We start from the raw sequence: 20,017 nt of genomic DNA on the forward strand, positions 1-20,017 counted from the left end.
TTGGCTGTCCGCCCCGTTCGCGGTATCAGGCAGCACAAATGCGCTGCGCCGGATGAGTGGGCCGAGCGGGAACGAACAGCCTGATGCAATCCTATGATGTCGTGATCATCGGCGCGGGTGCCGCCGGAATGATGTGCGCCGTGGAGGCGGCCAAGCGCGGCCGTTCTGTGCTGATCCTCGATCATGCGGCGGCGCCTGGCGAGAAGATCCGCATCTCCGGCGGGGGCCGGTGCAATTTCACCAACATCCATGCCAGCCCGAAGAATTTTCTGTCGGGCAATCCGCATTTCTGCATTTCGGCGCTCAGCCGCTATACGCAACGCGATTTCATCGCCCTCGTCGAACGCCACCGCATCGCCTATCACGAAAAGACGCTTGGGCAGTTGTTCTGCGACGGCTCCGCACGCCAGATCATCGACATGCTGGTCTCGGAAATGCAGGACAAGGGCGCCGAACTGGTGCTGTCGACCAGCGTTGAGGATGTCCGCAAAATCGTGGAGGGGTTTGTGCTCACTCTCTCCACGGGCACGATTAGCTGCCAGTCTCTGGTCGTGGCCTGCGGCGGCAAGTCGATCCCCAAGATGGGGGCGACCGGTTTCGGCTACGAGCTTGCCGAACGGTTTGGGCTTGCCATCGTCGAAACGCGGCCGGCGCTGGTGCCGCTGACCTTTGACGCAAACACGCTCGAAGGGCTCGCGCCGCTGGCCGGCAACGCCGTCGACGCGGAAGTCGCCTGCGGCAAGACGCAGTTCTCCGAAGCGATGCTGTTCACGCATCGCGGCGTCAGCGGACCATCCATCCTGCAAATCTCGTCCTATTGGCGCGAGGGCGACGAAATCCGCATCGCCATGCTGCCGGGAGTTGATGTGGCGGACCTCATTCGTAGTGCCAAGCGCGGTAATGGGCGGCAGGCGGTGCAGACCGTGCTGGCAAATCACCTGCCGAAGCGGCTGGCGCAGTCGATCGCCGAACGAACCGGCATCGACGGCAACCTCGCCGATCTTGCGGACGCCCAGATCAAAACCATAGCTGCCGCAGTCAATGACTGGCGCATCAAGCCTGCCGGTTCTGAGGGCTACCGCACCGCCGAAGTGACACTGGGCGGGGTCGACACCAACGGGCTGGACCAGAAGACGATGCAGGCGAAATCCGTGCCGGGCCTGTTTTTCATCGGCGAAGTCGTCGATGTCACGGGTTGGCTGGGCGGTTATAATTTCCAGTGGGCATGGTCGTCGGGCTGGGTGGCAGGCCAGGCAGCATAGACTTACTTCCGTGGCTTCGCCCCAGTAGCTGCCGGCGCCTTTTTCTTCTTTTTGGCCTTGTTGTAATCGATGGCGGCACGGACGAGCTCTTTCAAAGCGCTCTCATTGAGCGTGTCGCCCTTGAACACATCGATAGCCCGCCACACCTTGCCGCCAAAACCATTGTTGAACAGCCTGTCGGGATCCGGCAGGCTGGCGCCATGGGAAAAGGTCAGCTTCACCTTGTCCTTGTGGGCGTTGCCGACCACGATGTTGCCGTCGAGGCACCATACCGGGCTGCCCATCCACTTCCACTCCTCGATGATGTCCGGGTCGGCTGCAAGGATGGTCTTGCGGATGTCGGCGAGCGTCTCGCCGCGCCAGTCCGAGAGACCGGCGATCAGCTGGTCGATCTGTTGCGAGGGGGTCATTTGGTGTCTCCTGTGCGTCCACGCGTTCAACCGCTGCCTGTCACCAGCGCGCCAGTTGGGTAATCTGAACGAGGTTGCCGCAGCTGTCGTTCAGCTGGGCGATGGTTGAACCGGTCACCTCGGTCGGCGGCATGGTGAACGCGCCACCCTTCGCCTTGATGCGCTCGTAGTCGCCCTTGACGTCGTCGGTGAAAAACATGACCGCAGGCTGACCCTGCTGGAAGATGGCTTCCTGATAGGCTTTGGCGGCCGGGTTGTCGTTGAGCGCGAGCTGCAGTTCGGTTCCATCAGGCTCTTCAGCCGAGGTCACTGTCAGCCAGCGATAGGGCCCGTTGCTGAAATCGGCCTTCTTGGTGAAGCCCAGCACGTCGGTGTAGAAGCGCAATGCGTTTTCCTGGTTGTCCACATACACGCTGGTCAGCTTGATCTTCATCGCTCTTTCTCCTCTGTCGTATTCTTGCGTCTGTGGCCGCTACGGGGTCCAGCCGGGCAGGGCGGCGGCCTGCTTGATCCATTCCGCCATTTGCGCCTCGTCGAACCGGTCTTCGCGGATGTCGATCCAGCGCACATCCTTGCTCTTGGCCGTGCCGCCTGGTGGGATCGGTTGCAATGAGATGCCACTGAAAAAGGTCATCTTCACATAGTGGGTGAATACATGGAAACTCGCGAACCAGCCCTGGCCTTCGATGCCGTAGAAGGGTGAGTTCCATCGCACGGCCTTGCGGACGTCAGGCACGTTGCCCACGATGAGCGCGTCGAGGCGCTCGCCCAGGCCGCGCTTCCAGTCCGGCATCGCAGCGATATAGGCCTGCACCGGGGCGTCGCCGTCGCCCTTGGCGATTTGCGGGTTGCCGCCGGAGAGCAGCACTGGCGCAGCCTTGGCTTCGGTCGATTGTCCCTGCGTCCTGGCCACTCTGCCCCACTCCTACCCGCCGGCACGCTGCACGCCGCGTCCCTTGGCGGCATAGGGCAGCACGAACATGTACAGGCCGCTGAGCAACAGCAGGAGGAGCGGCAGGAGCGGCGAGTAGACCACCCAGGCGGGAGGCTGCCTGAATGCCATGGTGGCGAAGTTGGCGATGACGGTCAGCGCAAAGATGATCGACAGCCAGCGATGCATTTGCCGAACCCACTTGTTCCAGTCCAATAGTTCCTCCTGTCAAAATAGCCGGTGCGGACCACCGATCCGCACCTGCGAGTTTCAATCTATCCTCGCCAGGACCTGACTCAGATTTGCAAAGTACTGCCGCCACCCGCTCGTCGCGCCCCGATACGCCTGCTCCTGATCCGGCCGGAAGCCGGACTGTTCCATACGCAACCGGGTGCCTGTGCTGGTCGGCACGAGGGTCCAGGTGACGACACTCTCAAGGCCATAGGCCTGCCAGGTGTAGGACAGTGTCTTGTTCAACTCGACGGCTGTTACCTGACAGTCCACAACGATGCTTACGTCAGGTTGCGGTTCCTTCCGCAGCTTGAAACGGTGGTCCACGACTGGCTTGAAGTCGTTCTTCATCAGCCATTCCTCGATCAGATGCGGTTGGGTCAGCGCGCGCCAGATTTTTTCCGGCGGATAGGGGATCTCACGTTCGACGATGACAGAGCGCGTTTCGGTCGCAATGTTGGTCATTGGTCCATTCTTTTGAGCAAATTTTCGAGATCGTCGAACCGGCTCTGCCAGAACGCGTTCATCTGGTTCGTCCAGTCGGTCAGTGGGGAAAGTGCTGCCAGTTGGGCGCTGTAATGGGTCTGCCGTCCTTGATGGCGATCGCGCACCAGCCCGGCCTGCTTGAGCACGCCGAGATGCTTCGACACTGCAGGTTGAGAGACCCCCGACTGAGCCGTCAGGGCGCCGACCGTCTGCTCGCCTTGCCGGCACAGGCGCTCGAAGATCGCGCGACGCGTCGGATCGGAGAGCGTTCTGAAGAGGACATCGTGAGCGTTCGTCATCCGGGATCGATAACCTTGTGGCTATTGATTTACGTATAACTGTCGAGATATGGATATGTCAAGCGGGGGTGTTGGCGGTCCCGATCCGGCGGTTTCCAAAAAAATCTTTCCATTGCCCCAAGGATTAGCCATTAGCCTTCGTCCAACAGGCAAATGATGGCGATGATGCTGGATGAGAGCGAAGCCTCCGACGCCGAACTGATCGGGCGGGCGAAGGGCGGAGACAGGAGGGCCTTCAGCACATTGCTGGAAAGGCACTATGACTTCGTCTATCGCGCCGCCTATCGCTGGTGCGGCAGGAAGGCCGATGCCGAAGACATCGCCCAGGAAGTCTGCGTCAGGCTGGGCAAAGCGATCCGCGACTATCGCGGCGGCGGCGCCTTCACCACATGGCTCTATTCCGTGACGATGAACGCCGCGCGCGACGTGATGCGAAAGTCCGCCCGCGAGACCGTCAAGACCGAGGCCTATGGCGTCCATGCACTGATCTCGAGCGAGGCGTCGGTCGAACCGGAAGACCCTGCCGAAGCGTTATGGGCGGCCGTCCGGCGATTGCCGGACAAGCAGCGCGACGCAGTTTTGCTGGTCTATGGCGAAGGGTTGAGCCATGCGGCCGCGGCCGAGGCGATGACAATCTCGGAGACGACGGTTTCCTGGCACATCCATGAAGCGAAGAAACGGCTGAAGACGCTGATGCGCGCGGCCGGGGAAGTGTGACCATGGTTGACGACAACGAACTCAACAGACTGCGCGATATAGCAGCGCCGGCGCCCGCCAAGGATGCCAAGGCACGTGCTTTCGAAGCCGCCCTGCGCGCATACGATCAGGAAAATATTTCTGCCGTTACCCAAGGATCGGTTGGCGGGCTTCGTCTCACAGAGCGAGCACAAAAGCTCTGGAGCGAGATCATGCAAAAGAAACTCATTGCCACGCCGGTTCTTGCCGGGCTCGTCGCCCTGCCGATCGCCGGATACGCCACCTTCCATATGCTGAGGGAACAGCCGCCGAAATTCGGCGGCGACGAGAAAATCACCGAGACGCTGGCCGACAAGCCGGCGACCGTGAAGCCGACGACCGCCGAGCCGAAGCCGGCTCCGACCGGGCTGGAGACGGACAAGAAAGCCGACGCCGATGTGGAAAGCCGCGACGCGACCGATGCGCTTGTGGCGCCGGCCTCGCCGCAGAAATCCGAATCGACCGTTGCTTCCGGCGCGGCACAACAGAATGCACTGGAGCGCGGTGTGCTGGCCGAGCCTGCGCCACCGGCACCGACAGGCGAATTCGCATTGGATGGCGCCGTAAGTGCGCCCAGTACGTCGCGGGCCCGCATGCCGGCCGAGTCCAAGCTGATGGCGCCGCAGCAGCCGTCGACCTTGCCGGCCGACCAGATGCAGCCGCAACCGGAAAACCGCGACCGCATCGAGGATTTCAAGACCAATCCGGTGCATGCGGCACTCGAGGATCCGGTCTCGACCTTCTCGATCGACGTCGACACAGCCTCCTATTCCTTCGTGCGCAGCTCGCTGAAGCAGGGCACCCTGCCGCAGGTCGATACTGTTCGCGTCGAGGAGATGATCAACTACTTCCCCTATGACTGGAAGGGTCCGGAGTCGGCCTCGACACCATTCAACTCGACCGTCAGCGTCATGCCGACGCCGTGGAACACGCATACCAGGCTGATGCATGTCGCCATCAAGGGTTTTGACGTCAAGCCGACCGAGCAGCCGAAGGCCAATCTGGTCTTCCTGATCGATGTCTCGGGCTCGATGGACGAGCCGGACAAGCTGCCGCTGCTCAAATCGGCTTTTCGGCTGCTGGTCAGCAAGCTGAAGGCCGACGACACGATCTCGATCGTAACCTATGCGGGTGACGCCGGCACGGTCCTGGAGCCGACCAAGGCGTCCCAAAAGGACAAGATCCTCAGTGCCATCGACAATCTGACGCCCGGCGGCAGCACGGCCGGCGAGGCGGGCATCAAGGAAGCCTACAGGCTGGCGCAGAAATCCTTCGTCAAGGACGGCGTCAACCGGGTGATGCTCGCCACCGACGGCGACTTCAATGTCGGCCAGAGCGACGACGACGATCTGAAGCGGCTGATCGAAAAAGAGCGCAAGACCGGTGTCTTCCTGTCGGTGTTCGGCTTCGGCCGCGGCAATCTGAACGACCAGATGATGCAGACCATCGCCCAGAACGGCAACGGCACCGCCGCCTATATCGACACGCTGGCCGAAGCCGAGAAGGTGCTGGTCGAAGATGCATCGTCGACGCTGTTCACCATCGCCAAGGACGTCAAGATCCAGGTCGAGTTCAATCCGAACAAGGTCTCGGAATATCGCCTGATCGGCTACGAGACCCGCGCCTTGAACCGCGAGGATTTCAACAATGACCGCGTCGATGCCGGCGATGTCGGCTCGGGCCATTCCGTCACCGCGATCTATGAAATCACGCCAAAGGGCAGCGGCGGCGAACAGATCGACGCGCTGCGTTATGGCCAGGCGTCGGTGGACAATGGCGGCGTTGCCAATGCGGACGAATATGCCTTCGTCAAGATCCGCTACAAGCTGCCGAATGAAGACGTCTCGAAGCTGATCGCCACGCCTGTGACCTCGGCCAACGAGATCTCGTCTTTCGACCAGGCCAGCACCGACCAGCGCTTCTCCGTCGCGGTCGCCGCCTTCGGCCAGAAGCTGCGCGACGAGGATGCGACCGCGAAGTTCGGTTACGACAAGATCATGGAGATCGCCACTGCCGCTCGAGGAGCCGACCCGTTTGGGTACAGGTCCGAGTTCCTCTCGCTTGTGCGCCTTGCCTCGGCGCTGGGCGGTAATCGGTAGTGGTGATGACGGCCGGTTTCTTTCAGATGGGATCGTTCTGACAGGGGAAACCGACCGCGGGCGGTGAGGCATGCCGGCGAGGGGGTTCATTCCCTTGCCGGCCTTTTTTCGGAGAATCTCCAGGTCGTTAAATTGCGCGGCATTTCCGGTAGCGGATCGCAACCCCTGCTTGTTACGCAGGACAGGTGTACCGGGCTTGAGGGAGCCGAAATTGCAGATCAGGACTATCGCCAACTCGACACCGCCGGCACGAGATGCTTCGGCGGTTTCATCGGCCCCATCATCGGAATCCAGGCGTATCAGTGACGATGTCGCGCAGGCGCGCCACACCGCCATGTCGGCGCTGACCAATGACCGCTTCCGCATCATGCTGGAGCAGATAACCGATCCGGTTTCATCCGGCGCGCTGATGACGATGCACAGCGACAATGTGGTCGACTTCAAGTCGGCGCAGTCGAGCTACGCCGACAACAGCGAATAATCGAAACCGATAAGCTCAGGCCCGGCTGCGGCGGCGCTCGCGGCGGGCTTCGCTGGTCTCGGCGGTATTTTCCGTCGCCACCTTGTTGCGCATCGGGCCGATGCGCTCGACGATCGCGGCAACCGTCGGACGATCCGCCTTGGTGTGCGCGTCGAGCGCCTTGCGCATGGCGGCAAGGTGCTGGAACGAGGTGCCGCAGCAGCCGCCGATTATTTTGGCGCCGCCATCGACGGCGAGCCTGACATAGTCGGCCATCAGTTCGGGTGTGCCGGAATAATGGATTTCGGTGCCGCGGAATTCGGGAATGCCGCAATTGCCCTTGACGATCACCGTTGCCTCCGGCTTCGCCTCGGTCATGTCGAGCAGCGAGGCCAGGATGTCAGACGCGCCGACGCCGCAATTGGCGCCAACGCCAAGCGGCGCCTGCGACAGCCCGTCGGTGACGCCGTGGATATCCCTGGGTAGCAGGCCCATCATGGTGCGGCCGGCGGTGTCGAAGGAACCGGTATAGGTGTAGGGCAGGCCGACGCGGATGGCAGCCTCGGCGGCGGCGCGGATCTCGTCGGGAGCAGACATCGTCTCGATCCAGGCGACTTCGGCGCCGCCTTCCTTGAGACCCTCGATCTGCTCGGCGAAGGCGTCGACCGCCTCGTCATAGGTCATGGCGCCGAGCGGCACCAGCAATTCGCCGGTCGGGCCGACCGAACCGGCGACGATGACCTTGCGGCCGGCCTTGTCGGCGACGGCGCGCGCGAGCTCGGCGGCGCGCTTGTTCAGCGCATGCACACGGTCCTGCGCATGATGCAGCTTCAAGCGGTGACGGGTGCCGCCGAACGAGTTGGTGAGGATGATGTCGGCCCCGGCATCGACGAAATTCTGATGCAGGCTGGTGATGGTGTCGGGCGCCGTCTCGTTGAGCAGCTCTGGCGCCTCGCCGGCTTCCAGCCCCATGGCGAACAGGTTTGTGCCGGTGGCGCCATCGGCCAGCAGCACGCCCTTTTCGGCCAGCAGAGCATCGATCGGGTTGGTGGTCGTCATCGGATTGGCTTTCATGTTTCGAAGTCGAATAAGGATATAAAGAAGTCTTTATGTGTAGTCAATGGAATGGCGGCAACGCGGCCACCAATGCGGAGGCCGGTTTCCGTCCAAAGGATCATTGTTGCCGAAGATCAGGCAGTGCCTGTTGAGAATGACATACCGGCCAGTCTGTGCGCGAAGCCGGACGCCTCGTGCGCATTGATGTCGGCGGCCCGGATCAGATTGTCGAAGTGCTGGATCAGCGTCTGGATCGGCTGGGTGGCGTTGAGCACCAGATACATGTCGCCGACATAGATGGCGGCGCGATAGGGTCCGAAGATGGTGTAGGGGATCGAATAGCGCATCCGCCCGTCATAGAGAAATAGCCGGAAGGTCGGGTAGAGGTCGTCGAGCAGCGTCGCCATGTGCAGCAGCTGGGCGCGCCGGTCGGCTTCGGGGAAACGGTCCCAGACACCCAGCCCGCGGGCAAATATCTCCAGCGTGTGGCGCGGCATGCAGACTTCCATGTCGGTCTCAGGCCGCCTGTTGTAGTCGATGCGGTATTGCGTTTCGCCGGCCTGCGCCAGGCGGCTCTTGTTGGCGATGCCGGCTTCGTAGTCGACCAGCGCTTCGGTGCGCAGAAGATCGGGAATGCCGGCAGGCACGTAGCGGATCTTGGTGCCTGCCGCCTCGGCATGCCATTTGGCCAACAGCGTGCGGTCGAAACCATCCGGTGCCTCTTCGATCTCCAGGCTTTCGCGGATTTCGCCGGTGAGACCTTCGTCCTGGCTGAGGCCGAGGAGCCAATCGAGCGACACCTTGAACTCGGCGGCGATGTTGAGCAGTGTTTCGGCGCGGGGCAGGCGCGTCGAGGCGCCCGACAGCAGTTGCGACAGCGCCGAGCGGTCGATGCCGACCGCGGTTGCGAAGGCCGACTGGTTCAGGTCGGAGCGTGTCAAGAGCATTTTCAGTCGCTCGCGGAAGATCGTCGACAGGTCGCGCTTGTCCATGTCCGTGCTCCACCTGGATTGAGGAAAAATTTGCGCCGGAACCGCTCCGAGGGTGGCGTTAGGCGTAAATGAATCCCTAAGTCTGTTTACAATGTATAACATGTGCGGTCAAAAATGCGCAATCGCAACAGTTTGTGCACTTTGTCTCGTTGAGTGGAATCATTTCTCCTGACACAATGCTGTCAGGAATCAATTGGGATTCCGGCGACTGAGGGGCAGTGGTCGATAGCATGACGAGCAAGAGCATCAGGCGACACAGCGTACGGGCCATTGAGTGGCCAACCGTGGTACTCGCCTTCTTCTGCTACGCGACATGGCTCGCCACCGGTTTCCTGCTCTGGCCTTCCTATCCCGTCCTGGCGCTCGCCGTCCTCGCCTTCACCGCCGCATTGCAGTCGTCGATCATGCACGAAGTGCTGCACGGGCATCCGACGCGCAACGCGCGGGTCAACGAAGCCTTCGTGTTTCTGCCGATCGGTCTGGTCTGGCCGTTCCGCCGCTTCAAGACCATTCATCTGCGTCACCACGCCGACGAGCGGCTGACCGACCCGCTCGATGACCCGGAAAGCTATTATCAGGCGCTCTGGCAGCATGACGAGCTGCCGCCGACGATGAAATTCCTGCTCAAGATCAACAACACCATGGCAGGCCGCTTCGTGCTCGGCCCGTGGCTGTCCTGCGTCGGCTTCTTCATCGACGATGCCAAGCAGGTGATCGCTGGCGACAAGCCGATCCGCAAGGCCTGGCTGCTGCATGCGATCGGCCTGGCCGTCGTGCTGCCGATCGTTCAGTTCGGCTTCGGCATCCCGCTGTGGCTTTACATTCTGGTGCCGGTCTGGCTCGGCCAGTCGCTGATCTCGATCCGTACGTTCGCCGAGCATCAATGGTCGGAACATCCGGAAGGCCGTACGGTGATCGTCGAGCGCTCGCCGCTGTCGTTCCTGTTCCTCAACAACAATCTGCATTTCGTCCATCACAAGACCCCGACCGTGGCCTGGTACAAGCTGCCCAAGCTGTTTCGCGACCGCCGTGAGGAATGGCTGCGGATGAACAATGGCTATGCCTATCCGAATTATTTCGCGCTGGTCAAAGCCTATGCGTTCAAGGCGAAAGAGCCGATCGTGCACCCGGTGCTGCGGCGTGCGCCTGAGCCGGGCAGGGCCTTCAAGCCGCGCATCAGGGCGCGCAGCATCAGCGGGCTCGGCAGTGCGCCGGTTCCCGCCGAGCCGCCCAAGGAATAATTCCGGCCTACCCGGAATCCGTGTCGGCCAACTCTGATTGGACGCCGCGTTTTCGCGATCCTTTTTCCAGACATGATGATTTGATATCGGCATGAGTGAATTGGTTGCGGCGTTGCCGATGTATGATTGGCCCGAAGTGCGCGATGAGGTCGACGCGCAATGGGTGCTGCTGCGCGATGCGTTTCGGCAAAAGGGGATCGACGCGCCGGAAGCCATCGTGCGGCGCAATGGGGACCTGCCGCCGGTGCCGGGCGGAATTCGCGATGCTGCCGGTGCATTGATCGCACCCGATCCCGCGACATTGCCGCCGGATGAACTCGATTTCCATAGATTGTGGCTGCATCCGTTGCTGCTGTTCGCGCAGACCTGCTGGGGGCCGATGGAACTTGGCCTGTCCAGGCATGTGCAGGTGGTCGGCCAGCCGAGCTATGACGCCTATGAAGGCGGGCAGGGCGAGCTCTATTCGAGCGCTCTGGTGATGCGGATAGGCGAGGGACCGGAAGTTCGATCGCCTGCGGATGGCAGCGCTCTCATCCCGCTCGATCTGATCCGCGGCAAGCGCTTCACCTTCAACAGCCTCGATTCCATGTCGGGCATCATTGCGCTGACGCGCGACCTGCGAGCGGCCGACGAGGGCTTGGACATCTTTTCGTCGCGTAGCGAGAGCGGCGGTCACCGCGCTTCAATCGTCGCCATTGCCGAGGGCTGGGCCGATGTTGCAGCGATCGACTGCGAAAGCTGGGCGCTGGCGCAGCGCTTCGAGCCAGCAGCGCGGAAAGTCGCGATCGTCGGCTGGACCGGACGGCGCAAAGGCCTGCCGTTCATCACGGCGAGGGCAACGCCGGAAAAGACAGTCAGGGCAATGCGAGAAGCGCTTGCCGGACTATCCGAGCAGCCTCGTATCCAGCGGGTAGGTTGAGAGCTGTTCGTTGCCGGCCTCGGTGATCAGGATCTGCTCTTCGAGCTTGACGCCTTCGCGCCCGCCAAGCCGGCCGATATAGCTTTCCACGCACAGCACCATGCCAGGTTCCAGCACGCCGTCCGGCGTGTCCGATGTCCAGTCGCTGGCATGCGGCAAGGTCGGGTATTCATCGGCCAGACCGACGCCGTGATAGAGCACGCCGTAGCGCGTCGGGAAGCAGTCACCCGGCGGCACCGCCGAGGCTTCGACGAGGTCGCGAAACGAGATGCCTGGCTGCATCAGAGCCGTGTTGTGTTCGATCTGGTCGGCGGCGATGCGGAACAGGGCGCGCTGTTCATTCGACGGGTTTGCATCGCCGCACAGCCAGGTGCGCGACAGGTCGGCGCAGAAGCCGTAGGGGCCGATCAGGTCGGTGTCGAAGGCGACGAGATCGCCAGCCTCGATCTTTCGCGAAGAGCATTCCTGGAACCACGGATTGGTGCGCGGGCCTGACGTCAGCAGTCGCGTCTCGATCCACTCGCCGCCGCGCGCGATGTTGCCACGATGCAATTCCGCCCATAGCTCGTTCTCGGAAATGCCCGGCTTCAGCGCCTGTTCCATCTCGCCCATCGCCGCTTCGCAAGCGACAATCGCCCGGCGCATGGCGAGGATTTCGTCCGGCGATTTGATCAGCCGCGCGTTCTCCATCACGGCTTCGCCATTGCCGATGGAAATGCCGAGGCGAGCCAGCTCCTCGACGCCTTCGGGATTGATGTGGTCGACGGCGATGCGGCTGTTGCCGCTACCATATTCCCTGACCAAATCGGCTATTCCGGCGGCCCAACGGCGGACCTTTTGCTCGGTCAGCTCACCGCCATAGAGATACATCCACGACACCGCCGGCCGCACCTCGTTGACGACGCCGGAATGGTCGGACAGGTGCTCGCAGGAAAAATAATCGAACAGCACCACCGGGCCTTCAGTGGCGACAAAGCAATGCCGCGTCGGATTGTGCGCCACCCAAAGCTGCATGTTGGTGCTGTCGGTGGCGTAGCGGATGTTGACGGGGTCGTAGAGCAGGGCGCCGGCATAGCCGCGCCGCTTCAGCTCGGCGCGGATACGCTCCAGCCGGTATTTTCGCATCGCCGCCAGGTCGGGCGCGGCAATGCCTGCCGCCGCCCACTCAGCCTCGGCCTGCGGGCCATAGCCCAGCACATGCTGGTTGAGCGAACCCGCCTTCTGACGGGAGGCGTCGCGCAAAGCTTCGATCGAGCCCGGCTCGAACGGCATGATCTTGCGGTGGCGGCCAAAGCTGCCCTTCGGCCCCGCGCTGTCCATCGTCGAACCTCAGGTCCGCATCTTCTCGCCGCTCGGATCGAAGGGCGCTTCGACATTGATGCGGGCCGGGCGCCGTTGACCGAGGATCTCGATCTCGAACAGCCCGGCACTTTCGTCCTCGGCAAGCGCTGCGGGGATATAGCCCTGCGCCATCGACTTCTGCACATAATGCGCATAGCCGCCCGACGTGACCCAGCCGACCACGCGCCAGTCGCCGTCGACGATGCCGCGCACGGCGGATGCGCCTTCGGCAGCCTTGGAGCCACGTATTTCCTTGCCGCCCTTGTCGAAGCGCGGCGCGCCATAGCCATGCGGCTTTTCCACCGTGCCGTAGTCCTTGCTGACCTTGGCCCAGATCGGCTCGTCACCCATGACATCGGCGTCGGTGGCATCGACGATGAAGGAGACGCGGCGCAGCTTTGGCCCCTCGGCCTGTTCCTTGGCGGCGGCCTCGCGGCCGATGAAGTCATTCTTCTCGAGCTTGATGAAGCGGTCCATCGCGCCTTCGAACGGTCCATAGATCGGCCGCAACTCGCGGAACCAGGTCGGAAAGTTCTTTTCGAGGCGCATGGAGAGCAGAGCGCGCATGCCGAAATCGACAAGGCCGAATTCCTCGCCGGCGTCCTTGATCGCTTTGTAAACCAGGCGTTCGTAGGCCGGCGCCATCCAGATTTCATAGCCGAGGTCACCGGTGTAGGTGATGCGGTTGACCATGCAAGGCGCCCCGCCAACAGCCATCTCGCGGAAATCCATGAAACGGAAGGCTTTTGTCGAGACGTCGACATCGACCAGTTTCTGCAGCAGGTCCCGTGATTTCGGCCCGGCGATCGACAGGCCGACCAGCGTCTGGTCGAAGCGGTGGATGCGCACCGTTCCGTCCTTCGGCAGGTGCTTCTCGAACCAGCGCATGTGGTATTTCTGCGCCGCCGAAGAGCCCCAGATCATGAAGCGGTCTTCTGCCGCCTTGGCGATGGTGAAGTCGCCGATCAGCTTGCCGAACTCGTTGAGCATCGGCGTCAGCACGATGCGGCGGGTCTTCGGCATGCGGTTGGTCATCAGCCGGTTGAGGAAATCCTCGGCCGCGGGTCCCGAGACTTCGTATTTGGCAAAATTGGCGATCTCGGTGACGCCGACGCGCTCACGCGTGGCGCGCACTTCCTCGCCGATCGGCCCAAAATCGTTGGAGCGATGGAAGGAGACGATATCCCTGGGTTCCTTGCCTTCAGGTGCGAACCAGAGCGGGGTTTCGAGGCCCCAGCTGTCGCCCATGACCGCGTTGTTGGCCAGCATCGTGTCGTAGAGCGGCGTCGTCTGCGCCGGACGTGCCGCCGGCAGTTCCTCATTGGGGAAGCGGATGGAGAAGCGGCGCGAATAGTTTTCCCGCACCTTGGCGTTGGTGTAGCGCAGGCCGGCCCATTCACCGAAGCGTGTAACATCCATGCCCCAGACATCGAAGCCAGGATCGCCATGCACCATCCAGTTCGACAGTGCCAGACCGACGCCGCCGCCTTGGCTGAAGCCGGCCATCACGGCGCAGGCGCACCAGAAATTGGTCAGGCCCTGCACCGGGCCGACCAGCGGGTTGCCGTCCAGCGCGAAGGTGAAGGGGCCGTTGATGATCTGCTTGATGCCGGCCTTTTCGATGCCGGGGAAATGCTTGAAGCCGATTTCCAGCGACGGCGCGATGCGGTCGAGGTCCGGCGGCAGCAATTCGTGGCCGAAATCCCATGGCGTGTTGACCGGCGACCACGGCTTGCAGGCCTTCTCGTAGGTGCCGAGCAGGATGCCGTTGCGCTCCTGGCGGGTGTAGATCTCGCCCTTGAAGTCGAGCACGCCGATCATTTCGCGGCCGGTCGATTTGTTGAATTCCTCGACCTCCGGCATCGGCTCGGTGAGCAGATACATATGTTCCATGGCCAGAACCGGCAGTTCGACGCCGACCATGCGGCCGATCTCGCGCGCCCACAGGCCGCCGCAATTGACGACATGCTCGGCCTTCACCGTGCCCTGTTCGGTGACGACATTCCAGGTGCCGTCGACCTCCTGCGTCAATTCCACGACGCGGTTGCGCAGCACGATCTCGGCGCCGAGTTTTTTCGCCGCCTTTGAATAGGCGATGGTGGTGCCGGACGGGTCGAGATGGCCTTCGACCGGATCCCACATGGCGCCGACGAAATTGGTCTCGTCCATCAGCGGGAACATCGCCTTGGCTTCGGAAGGGGTGATCAGCTCTGTGTCCATGCCGAGATAGCGGCCCTTGGCGTGGGCAAGGCGCAGGAAGTCCATGCGCTCGGGCGTATCGGCCATCATCACGCCGCCGGTCAAATGCAGCGAGCAGGACTGGCCGGATATCTCCTCGATCTCCTTGTAGAGCTGCACCGTATAGGCCTGCAGCTTGGCGACGTTGGGGTCGCCGTTCAGCGTGTGGAAGCCGCCCGCCGCGTGCCAGGACGAGCCGGATGTGAGTTCAGAGCGCTCGATCAGCATGATGTCGGTCCAGCCGGCTTTGGCCAGGTGGTAGAGAACCGAGCAGCCGACGACGCCGCCGCCGATGACAACCGCTTTTACGTGTGATTTCATCTGGATAGGTCCGTGTTTGAAGAGATTGAATCGGGTGAGCGGGGTGTGAAAACAAAGCGGAGATCGGATGCGGCCGTGTTCTCGGCCAGGCTGCCATCAAGCGCGGCGAGGATGGTTTCACAGGCCGGAGTACGATGTTTCAGGACGTCATGGTTCCAAACACGCAGGATCGAATAGCCCTGGGCACGCATGAAATCGTCGCGGCGGCGGTCATATGAGCTGCCGGCGTGTTGGTGTCCGTCGACTTCCACGACAAGCCAATTTTTGCGGCAAGCGAAGTCCGCGTAGTATGGTCCGATAGAGAACTGTCGCGTGAACTTGTAGCCGCCAAGCTTGCGGGCCTTTAACTCAAGCCAAAGCAGCGCTTCGGCCTGGTTGTCACCTTGCCTGAGTTTTCTGGCTCGCTGGGTAGTGCCCGTTTTGCGACGGCTACGGGTTTCATGAGCGCCTTCCCCCACTCCGTCGCCGCTTCGCGACGCCACCTCTCCCCCCTCCGGAGGGAGAGGAAGGGTGCCAGCGTGCATAAGCTCGCGCCTTTCCTCTCCCCCGTCGATCGGGGGAGAGGTGTCGAGCGCAGCTCGACGGAGTGGGGGTCGACCGTTCATCAACAATACTGCCGATCAAAAATCGGTCGGCGCGCCGCCTTCGGACCGGCGCTTGGCGACGAAGGCGTTGAGTTCCTCGCGGATGGCCGGGTCCATGTAGGGCTCCTCATAGGACGCCAGCCGCTCCTTCCAGACCTTGTTGGCCTTTTCGAGCGCCGTCGGCGAGCCGGCTTCCGCCCAGGTCTCGTAATTGCGCCAGTCGGAGAGGATCGGCGAGTAGAAGGCGGTCTTGTAGCGGTCCTGCGTGTGCTGGGTGCCGAAGAAATGGCCCCCGGGGCCGACCGACTGGATGGCGTCGAAGCCGAGTGCCTCTTCGGAAAGGTCGAGCGGGGTCAGGAATTCGGCCACCATTTGCAGCAGGTCGATGTCCAGGATGGTCTTCTCGTAGGAGCAGCGCAGGCCGCCTTCGAGCCAGCCGGCGGCATGCATCATCAGGTTGCCGCCGCCCTGGATGGCGCCCCACAGCGAGAACACGCTTTCATAAGCCGCCTGCGCGTCGACCGTGTTGGCGGCGCAGGTGTTGGAGGTGCGGTAGGGGATGTTGTAGCGGCGGGCAAGCTGGCCGCCGACGAGCTGCGCCTTCATGTATTCCGGCGTGCCGAACGCCGGTGAACCGGACTTCATGTCGACATTGGAGGTGAAGCCGCCATATCCGACGGGGGCGCCCTTGCGCACCATCTGGGCGAAGGCAATGCCGGCAAGCGCCTCCGCGTTCTGCTGCACCAGTGCGCCGGCGATGGTGACAGGCGCCATCGCACCCGACAGGGTGAACGGCGTCACGACGACGACCTGGCCCTTGCTCGACATCTGGATGATGCCTTCCATCATCGGCACATCGAGTTTCAGCGGCGAATTCGTGTTGATGATGGTGAAGACGGACGGCTCTTCGAGCATCTGCTCGTGGCTGATGCCGCGCGCGATCCTGGCGATCTCGATGCCGTCGACATTGCGTTCCTTGCCGAGCGAATAGATGTGGAACACCTTGTCGGTGAGCACACTGAGATCGCGGATGCATTCGAGATGGCGGACGGATGGATGGATATCGGTCGGCTCGACCGGGTAGCCGCCCGTGCAGTTCAGAATGTTGTGCATCTGCGCGAGCTTGAGGAAGTTGCGGTAGTCCTGCTGGTTGCCGGGCCGGCGGCCGCGATCGATGTCGGAGCAATTGGGCGCCGACGCCATCATCGAGACGATCACATTGTTGCCGCCGAAGCGCACATTGTGCGCAGGATTGCGGGCATGGATGGTGAATTCCGACGGGCAGTGCGACACCAGGTCGAGGATCATGTCGCTGTCGAAGCGCACCCGCTCTGAGCCGTCACGCACGTCGGCGCCATGCGCCTTCATGATGCTGCGGGCCTGGTCATGCAGCACGTCGACGCCGATTTCCCGCAGCACGCGCAGGGAAGCGAGGTGAATCGATTCCAGCTCGTCGTCGGAGACCAGCCTGGTTGGCGCCAGAGGGTTCTTCAACTGGCCAAAAGCCGGCTGCTCGAACGCGGCCGAGCCGCCGGCGCGCTTTCCAGCGCGGCCGCCGCGACGGGCGCGGTCGGTGGCCAATGCCGGTTCTGAGGGTTGTAGGGCGGCGGTCATGATGGTCCTCGTAGGATGCGATAGCGGGCGGCATAATGGACCGGCGGCTGTCCGGCCATTGCGGAGGCGACGACCACTAGGGCGAGGGAAGCGACATGCCGGAACGGCAGGTGCCCGGCCGCGACATCGGCTTGATCAGGTTGCCGCGTTGGAGCAAGCGGATTTCGGTGGCCGGCCCTTTCCTTCCGGGGATCGAACCGATAGCTACTTGGCTTGCCGGCCTGATGGCCAGCAGTTCATCTGGATGGCAGCATGGTCGCGACCGGCTCGAGCGAAGGCGAAGCAGGAACGCAATGGGCAGCGCTTGCCGGCGTCACCGCGGCACTTGCCATGTTTGGCGCCGCGCAAGGGCTGAGCTCGCCGCTGTTCACATTGCTGATGCAGAAGCAAGGCATGTCGCCGGCGCTGATCGGCCTGTCGGCGGCGATGATGCCGCTCGGGCTGATCCTGTCGGCTTCCTTCGTGCCGGCGGCGGTGCGGCTGGTCGGCGGGCGCAACCTGGCGGTCGGCTGCTCGCTGATCGGCGCGCTCTGCTTCCTGGGCATCGGCTATCTGCAGGACTGGGTGGCGTGGTTCGTCATCCGCTTCATCATCGGCGTGGTCATCAATCCGCTTTATATCCTTGGCGAGGTGTGGGCGCTGTCGCTGGCACCGCCGTCGCGGCGCGGCCGGGTGATGGGCGTGTTCAACACGCTGATGGGCGCCGGTTATGCCGCCGGACCATTCGCGCTGACCCTGCTCGGTACGTCGGGCTGGGCGCCTTTCATGGTCGGCGTCGCCGGCTTCGCGCTCTGCGCGGTGATCCTGCACGCCGTCTCGTCAAAGCTCACCGGCTTCGAGGATGACGGCCAGCCTGCCAGCGGCCTTGTCGGGTTTGCCAAAATGGCGCCGGCGCTGCTGCTTGCCGTGCTTGTCTCGGCGGCGGTCCAGCAGAGCACCTATGCGCTGGTCCCGGTCTTCGGCGCCAGCTATGGCCTGGCGGAAGCCGTTCTGGCCTCGCTGGTGATGGCGCTTTCCCTCGGCAACATCCTGCTGCAGATACCACTCGGCCTTCTGGCGGAGCGTTTTGGCGGCCGCGCCATGATCATCGTCTGCGCACTGGCAACAACCGTTTGCGCGCTTTTGCTGCCTCTGCTGATCACAACGCCGTTGATCTGGGTGGTGCTGCTGGTGATGGGCGCGGTCGGTTACGGCGTCTACACCATGGCATTGGTCGAACTCGGCAGCCGGTTCAAGGGCTCTGTGCTGGTCGCCGGCAACGCTGCCTTTGCGCTGATGTGGGGCGTTGGTGGCATCGTCGGCCCACCCGGTGCGGGCCTGCTCATGCAAGGCATCGGCCCACTTGGGCTGCCGGTGGTTATTGCCGCTCTCGACGCGGTGCTGGTGATGTTCGCGCTGTACCGCTCATCCATGCGCCGAGCTTCCTGATAAGCCCAACCTCCTGACAGGCCCAACCTCCTGACAGGCCCAGCCTCCTGACAGGCACTGTCTGGAGCAAGCAGTTTTCGCCCGCCAGGGGCTTACCTCTGCGCAACTCAATCGCTAATCCTGCAGCCCGACAGCGGTGCGTACATGAATTTGGTTGAATCGAACAAGGACGAGACGATGCAATGGGCGGCGATCACCGGTGTGATCGCGACCGTCTCGGTGTTCGCCATCGCGCAAGGGTTGTCCTATCCGCTGCTGAGTTTCATCCTGCAGCGCCAGGGCGTTTCGCCAGCGATGATCGGCTTGTCGGCGGCCATGACGCCGATTGGCTTCATTCTGTTATCGCCGTTGATCCCGGCGCTGGCCCGCCGATTCGGGGCAGGGCGCACCGCGCTCACCTGTGCGGCCCTTTCGGCTGTCGTGCTGGCGCTGATCGGCTGGACGCAAAATGTCTATTTGTGGTTTCCCCTGCGCTTCCTGATCGGCGTCGTGACCAATCCGCTCTATGTGCTGAGCGAGATCTGGGTGATCGCGCTGGCACCGCCGGCCCGACGCGGCCGCGTCATGGGTGTCTATTCGACGATCATCTCGGCCGGTTTCGCGACCGGGCCACTGTGCCTGCTTGCAGTCGGCACTGAGGGCTGGCCGCCCTTCCTCGTCGGCATTTTCGCCTTCGTGCTGTGTGGCATTTGCCTGGCCTCGGTGCTGCCGCGTTTGCCCAAGGTCGACGAGGCCGGGCACCAGGTTTCCGTCCTGGGTTTCGTGCCGCTGGCGTGGCTGCTTTTGTTCGCCGTCATAGTCGCCGCCGGCTTCGAACAGGGTGCGCTGGCGTTGCTGCCGGTCTATGGCACCCATCACGGCATCACCGAAACCCGCATGTCGGCGCTGCTGTCGGTGATGATCGCCGGCAACATCGCCATGCAGGTGCCGCTCGGCCTTTTGGCGGAAAGGCTTTCCGCGCGCCTGGTGCGGCTTGCCTGCGTCGCGATCACGGTGCTCGGCTGCGTCCTGCTTCCGCTTCTCATCGAGTCGCCGCTGATCTGGCCAATGATCTTTGTCTGGGGCGCGGTTTCCTACGGCATCTACACAATGTCGATCATCGAGCTCGGCGAACGCTTCACCGGCTCCGCACTGGTCGCCGGCAATGCGGCCTTTTCCTTGATGTGGGGGGTCGGCGGCATCGCCGTGCCGCCGCTGGCGGGGGGCGCCATGGATGTTATGGGCGCCGGCGGACTGCCGATCACGCTTGGGCTGCTGTGCCTGGCGCTGGCCATTGCGAGCCTCGCTGGTCGGCGGAAAGCCTCAATTGTGCGCTGAACATGGTGAATATCGACGGCCTGTCGGCGTTGGCTTTTTCAAAGCAACGCGTT

Annotated in this window: 20 protein-coding genes; 8 read left to right on the plus strand and 12 right to left on the minus strand. The window is 62.8% G+C overall.

Annotated elements, in window-relative coordinates:
- Positions 1 to 83 precede the first annotated feature (83 nt).
- The gene (locus RPF88_RS05180; protein ID WP_337121856.1) at positions 84 to 1,262 is read left to right on the plus strand and encodes an NAD(P)/FAD-dependent oxidoreductase; all 1,179 of its coding nucleotides are present in this window, start codon (positions 84 to 86) and stop codon (positions 1,260 to 1,262) included.
- Between the two features lie 2 nt (positions 1,263 to 1,264).
- Here RPF88_RS05180 and RPF88_RS05185 read toward each other — a convergent pair whose 3' ends face one another.
- From RPF88_RS05185 to RPF88_RS05210, 6 genes are read right to left on the minus strand one after another with little or no spacing between them, the layout of a single operon-like run.
- Positions 1,265 to 1,672 (minus strand): DUF1801 domain-containing protein, encoded by a 408-nt coding sequence (locus tag RPF88_RS05185; RefSeq protein ID WP_024501305.1) that lies wholly within the window; start codon positions 1,670 to 1,672, stop codon positions 1,265 to 1,267.
- A 40-nt stretch (positions 1,673 to 1,712) separates the two neighbouring features.
- Positions 1,713 to 2,105, minus strand: a complete 393-nt coding sequence (locus RPF88_RS05190) for a VOC family protein (protein WP_013531183.1) — start codon at positions 2,103 to 2,105, stop codon at positions 1,713 to 1,715.
- A 39-nt stretch (positions 2,106 to 2,144) separates the two neighbouring features.
- Positions 2,145 to 2,585: a DUF1801 domain-containing protein gene (locus RPF88_RS05195; protein ID WP_064993719.1), complete on the minus strand. Its 441-nt coding sequence runs from the start codon at positions 2,583 to 2,585 to the stop codon at positions 2,145 to 2,147.
- Positions 2,586 to 2,597: 12 nt separating this feature from the next.
- Positions 2,598 to 2,819: a hypothetical protein gene (locus RPF88_RS05200; protein WP_013531185.1), complete on the minus strand. Its 222-nt coding sequence runs from the start codon at positions 2,817 to 2,819 to the stop codon at positions 2,598 to 2,600.
- 54 nt (positions 2,820 to 2,873) lie between these two features.
- Complete coding sequence (locus RPF88_RS05205; RefSeq protein ID WP_013531186.1) at positions 2,874 to 3,299, minus strand: SRPBCC family protein; 426 nt, start codon at positions 3,297 to 3,299, stop codon at positions 2,874 to 2,876.
- Positions 3,296 to 3,619 carry an ArsR/SmtB family transcription factor gene (locus tag RPF88_RS05210; protein WP_013531187.1) on the minus strand — a complete coding sequence of 108 codons (324 nt, stop codon included), beginning with the start codon at positions 3,617 to 3,619 and terminating at the stop codon, positions 3,296 to 3,298. The genes RPF88_RS05205 and RPF88_RS05210 overlap by 4 nt, the downstream gene beginning before the upstream one ends.
- A 156-nt stretch (positions 3,620 to 3,775) precedes the next feature.
- Here RPF88_RS05210 and RPF88_RS05215 point away from each other — a divergent pair, with 156 nt between their 5' ends.
- The 3 genes from RPF88_RS05215 to RPF88_RS05225 all read left to right on the plus strand — a co-directional run bounded on the left by RPF88_RS05215 (position 3,776) and on the right by RPF88_RS05225 (position 6,934).
- The gene (locus RPF88_RS05215; protein WP_027160496.1) at positions 3,776 to 4,336 is read left to right on the plus strand and encodes an RNA polymerase sigma factor; all 561 of its coding nucleotides are present in this window, start codon (positions 3,776 to 3,778) and stop codon (positions 4,334 to 4,336) included.
- 2 nt (positions 4,337 to 4,338) lie between these two features.
- Positions 4,339 to 6,453 (plus strand): YfbK domain-containing protein, encoded by a 2,115-nt coding sequence (locus RPF88_RS05220; RefSeq protein ID WP_337121858.1) that lies wholly within the window; start codon positions 4,339 to 4,341, stop codon positions 6,451 to 6,453.
- A 211-nt stretch (positions 6,454 to 6,664) separates the two neighbouring features.
- Positions 6,665 to 6,934 (plus strand): hypothetical protein, encoded by a 270-nt coding sequence (locus tag RPF88_RS05225; RefSeq protein WP_024501300.1) that lies wholly within the window; start codon positions 6,665 to 6,667, stop codon positions 6,932 to 6,934.
- A 15-nt stretch (positions 6,935 to 6,949) separates the two neighbouring features.
- Here RPF88_RS05225 and bmt read toward each other — a convergent pair whose 3' ends face one another.
- The gene (gene bmt / locus RPF88_RS05230) at positions 6,950 to 7,972 is read right to left on the minus strand and encodes a betaine--homocysteine S-methyltransferase (RefSeq protein WP_275953160.1); all 1,023 of its coding nucleotides are present in this window, start codon (positions 7,970 to 7,972) and stop codon (positions 6,950 to 6,952) included.
- 131 nt (positions 7,973 to 8,103) lie between these two features.
- Entirely contained in the window at positions 8,104 to 8,961 is an 858-nt protein-coding gene (locus tag RPF88_RS05235) for a helix-turn-helix domain-containing protein (RefSeq protein WP_024501298.1), read from the minus strand.
- Between the two features lie 230 nt (positions 8,962 to 9,191).
- Here RPF88_RS05235 and RPF88_RS05240 point away from each other — a divergent pair, with 230 nt between their 5' ends.
- Both RPF88_RS05240 and RPF88_RS05245 read left to right on the plus strand, forming a co-directional pair.
- Complete coding sequence (locus RPF88_RS05240; RefSeq protein WP_024501297.1) at positions 9,192 to 10,202, plus strand: fatty acid desaturase; 1,011 nt, start codon at positions 9,192 to 9,194, stop codon at positions 10,200 to 10,202.
- A 91-nt stretch (positions 10,203 to 10,293) separates the two neighbouring features.
- The gene (locus tag RPF88_RS05245) at positions 10,294 to 11,121 is read left to right on the plus strand and encodes a phosphate/phosphite/phosphonate ABC transporter substrate-binding protein (RefSeq protein ID WP_337121859.1); all 828 of its coding nucleotides are present in this window, start codon (positions 10,294 to 10,296) and stop codon (positions 11,119 to 11,121) included.
- Here the strand turns inward: RPF88_RS05245 and RPF88_RS05250 are convergent.
- The 4 genes from RPF88_RS05250 to RPF88_RS05265 form a co-directional block, all read right to left on the minus strand.
- The gene (locus RPF88_RS05250) at positions 11,086 to 12,441 is read right to left on the minus strand and encodes a M24 family metallopeptidase (protein ID WP_063168192.1); all 1,356 of its coding nucleotides are present in this window, start codon (positions 12,439 to 12,441) and stop codon (positions 11,086 to 11,088) included. The two genes, RPF88_RS05245 and RPF88_RS05250, sit on opposite strands and share 36 nt — an antisense overlap.
- Positions 12,442 to 12,450: 9 nt before the next feature.
- Positions 12,451 to 15,021, minus strand: a complete 2,571-nt coding sequence (locus tag RPF88_RS05255) for a GcvT family protein (protein WP_027160490.1) — start codon at positions 15,019 to 15,021, stop codon at positions 12,451 to 12,453.
- On the minus strand, positions 15,018 to 15,503 hold the full coding sequence (locus RPF88_RS05260; protein ID WP_127224122.1) for an endonuclease domain-containing protein: 486 nt from the start codon (positions 15,501 to 15,503) through the stop codon (positions 15,018 to 15,020). Before RPF88_RS05260 ends, RPF88_RS05255 begins: the two co-directional genes overlap by 4 nt.
- A gap of 138 nt (positions 15,504 to 15,641) precedes the next feature.
- Complete coding sequence (locus RPF88_RS05265) at positions 15,642 to 17,219, minus strand: trimethylamine methyltransferase family protein (RefSeq protein WP_337121860.1); 1,578 nt, start codon at positions 17,217 to 17,219, stop codon at positions 15,642 to 15,644.
- Positions 17,220 to 17,471: 252 nt separating this feature from the next.
- On the opposite strand from RPF88_RS05265, the gene RPF88_RS05270 reads away from it, so the two are divergent.
- A complete protein-coding gene (locus RPF88_RS05270; RefSeq protein WP_027160489.1) occupies positions 17,472 to 18,647 on the plus strand; it encodes an MFS transporter in 1,176 nt (391 codons plus the stop codon).
- A 144-nt stretch (positions 18,648 to 18,791) separates the two neighbouring features.
- A complete protein-coding gene (locus RPF88_RS05275) occupies positions 18,792 to 19,964 on the plus strand; it encodes an MFS transporter (protein ID WP_063168191.1) in 1,173 nt (390 codons plus the stop codon).
- The last annotated feature ends 53 nt before the right edge of the window (positions 19,965 to 20,017 follow it).

It is taken from the genome of Mesorhizobium sp. ISC11, from assembly GCF_037162595.1.
GTDB lineage: Bacteria > Pseudomonadota > Alphaproteobacteria > Rhizobiales > Rhizobiaceae > Mesorhizobium > Mesorhizobium ciceri.

Coding starts and splice junctions, on each gene's coding strand:
- RPF88_RS05265 (WP_337121860.1), bottom strand. CDS start 17,219: ATGACCGCCGCCCTACAACCCTCAGAACCGGCATTGGCCACCGACCGC.
- RPF88_RS05275 (WP_063168191.1), top strand. CDS start 18,792: ATGAATTTGGTTGAATCGAACAAGGACGAGACGATGCAATGGGCGGCG.
- RPF88_RS05270 (WP_027160489.1), top strand. CDS start 17,472: ATGGTCGCGACCGGCTCGAGCGAAGGCGAAGCAGGAACGCAATGGGCA.
- RPF88_RS05205 (WP_013531186.1), bottom strand. CDS start 3,299: ATGACCAACATTGCGACCGAAACGCGCTCTGTCATCGTCGAACGTGAG.
- bmt (WP_275953160.1), bottom strand. CDS start 7,972: ATGACGACCACCAACCCGATCGATGCTCTGCTGGCCGAAAAGGGCGTG.
- RPF88_RS05245 (WP_337121859.1), top strand. CDS start 10,294: ATGAGTGAATTGGTTGCGGCGTTGCCGATGTATGATTGGCCCGAAGTG.
- RPF88_RS05215 (WP_027160496.1), top strand. CDS start 3,776: ATGGCGATGATGCTGGATGAGAGCGAAGCCTCCGACGCCGAACTGATC.
- RPF88_RS05220 (WP_337121858.1), top strand. CDS start 4,339: ATGGTTGACGACAACGAACTCAACAGACTGCGCGATATAGCAGCGCCG.
- RPF88_RS05210 (WP_013531187.1), bottom strand. CDS start 3,619: ATGACGAACGCTCACGATGTCCTCTTCAGAACGCTCTCCGATCCGACG.
- RPF88_RS05190 (WP_013531183.1), bottom strand. CDS start 2,105: ATGAAGATCAAGCTGACCAGCGTGTATGTGGACAACCAGGAAAACGCA.
- RPF88_RS05255 (WP_027160490.1), bottom strand. CDS start 15,021: ATGAAATCACACGTAAAAGCGGTTGTCATCGGCGGCGGCGTCGTCGGC.
- RPF88_RS05235 (WP_024501298.1), bottom strand. CDS start 8,961: ATGGACAAGCGCGACCTGTCGACGATCTTCCGCGAGCGACTGAAAATG.
- RPF88_RS05240 (WP_024501297.1), top strand. CDS start 9,192: ATGACGAGCAAGAGCATCAGGCGACACAGCGTACGGGCCATTGAGTGG.
- RPF88_RS05185 (WP_024501305.1), bottom strand. CDS start 1,672: ATGACCCCCTCGCAACAGATCGACCAGCTGATCGCCGGTCTCTCGGAC.
- RPF88_RS05180 (WP_337121856.1), top strand. CDS start 84: ATGCAATCCTATGATGTCGTGATCATCGGCGCGGGTGCCGCCGGAATG.
- RPF88_RS05250 (WP_063168192.1), bottom strand. CDS start 12,441: ATGGACAGCGCGGGGCCGAAGGGCAGCTTTGGCCGCCACCGCAAGATC.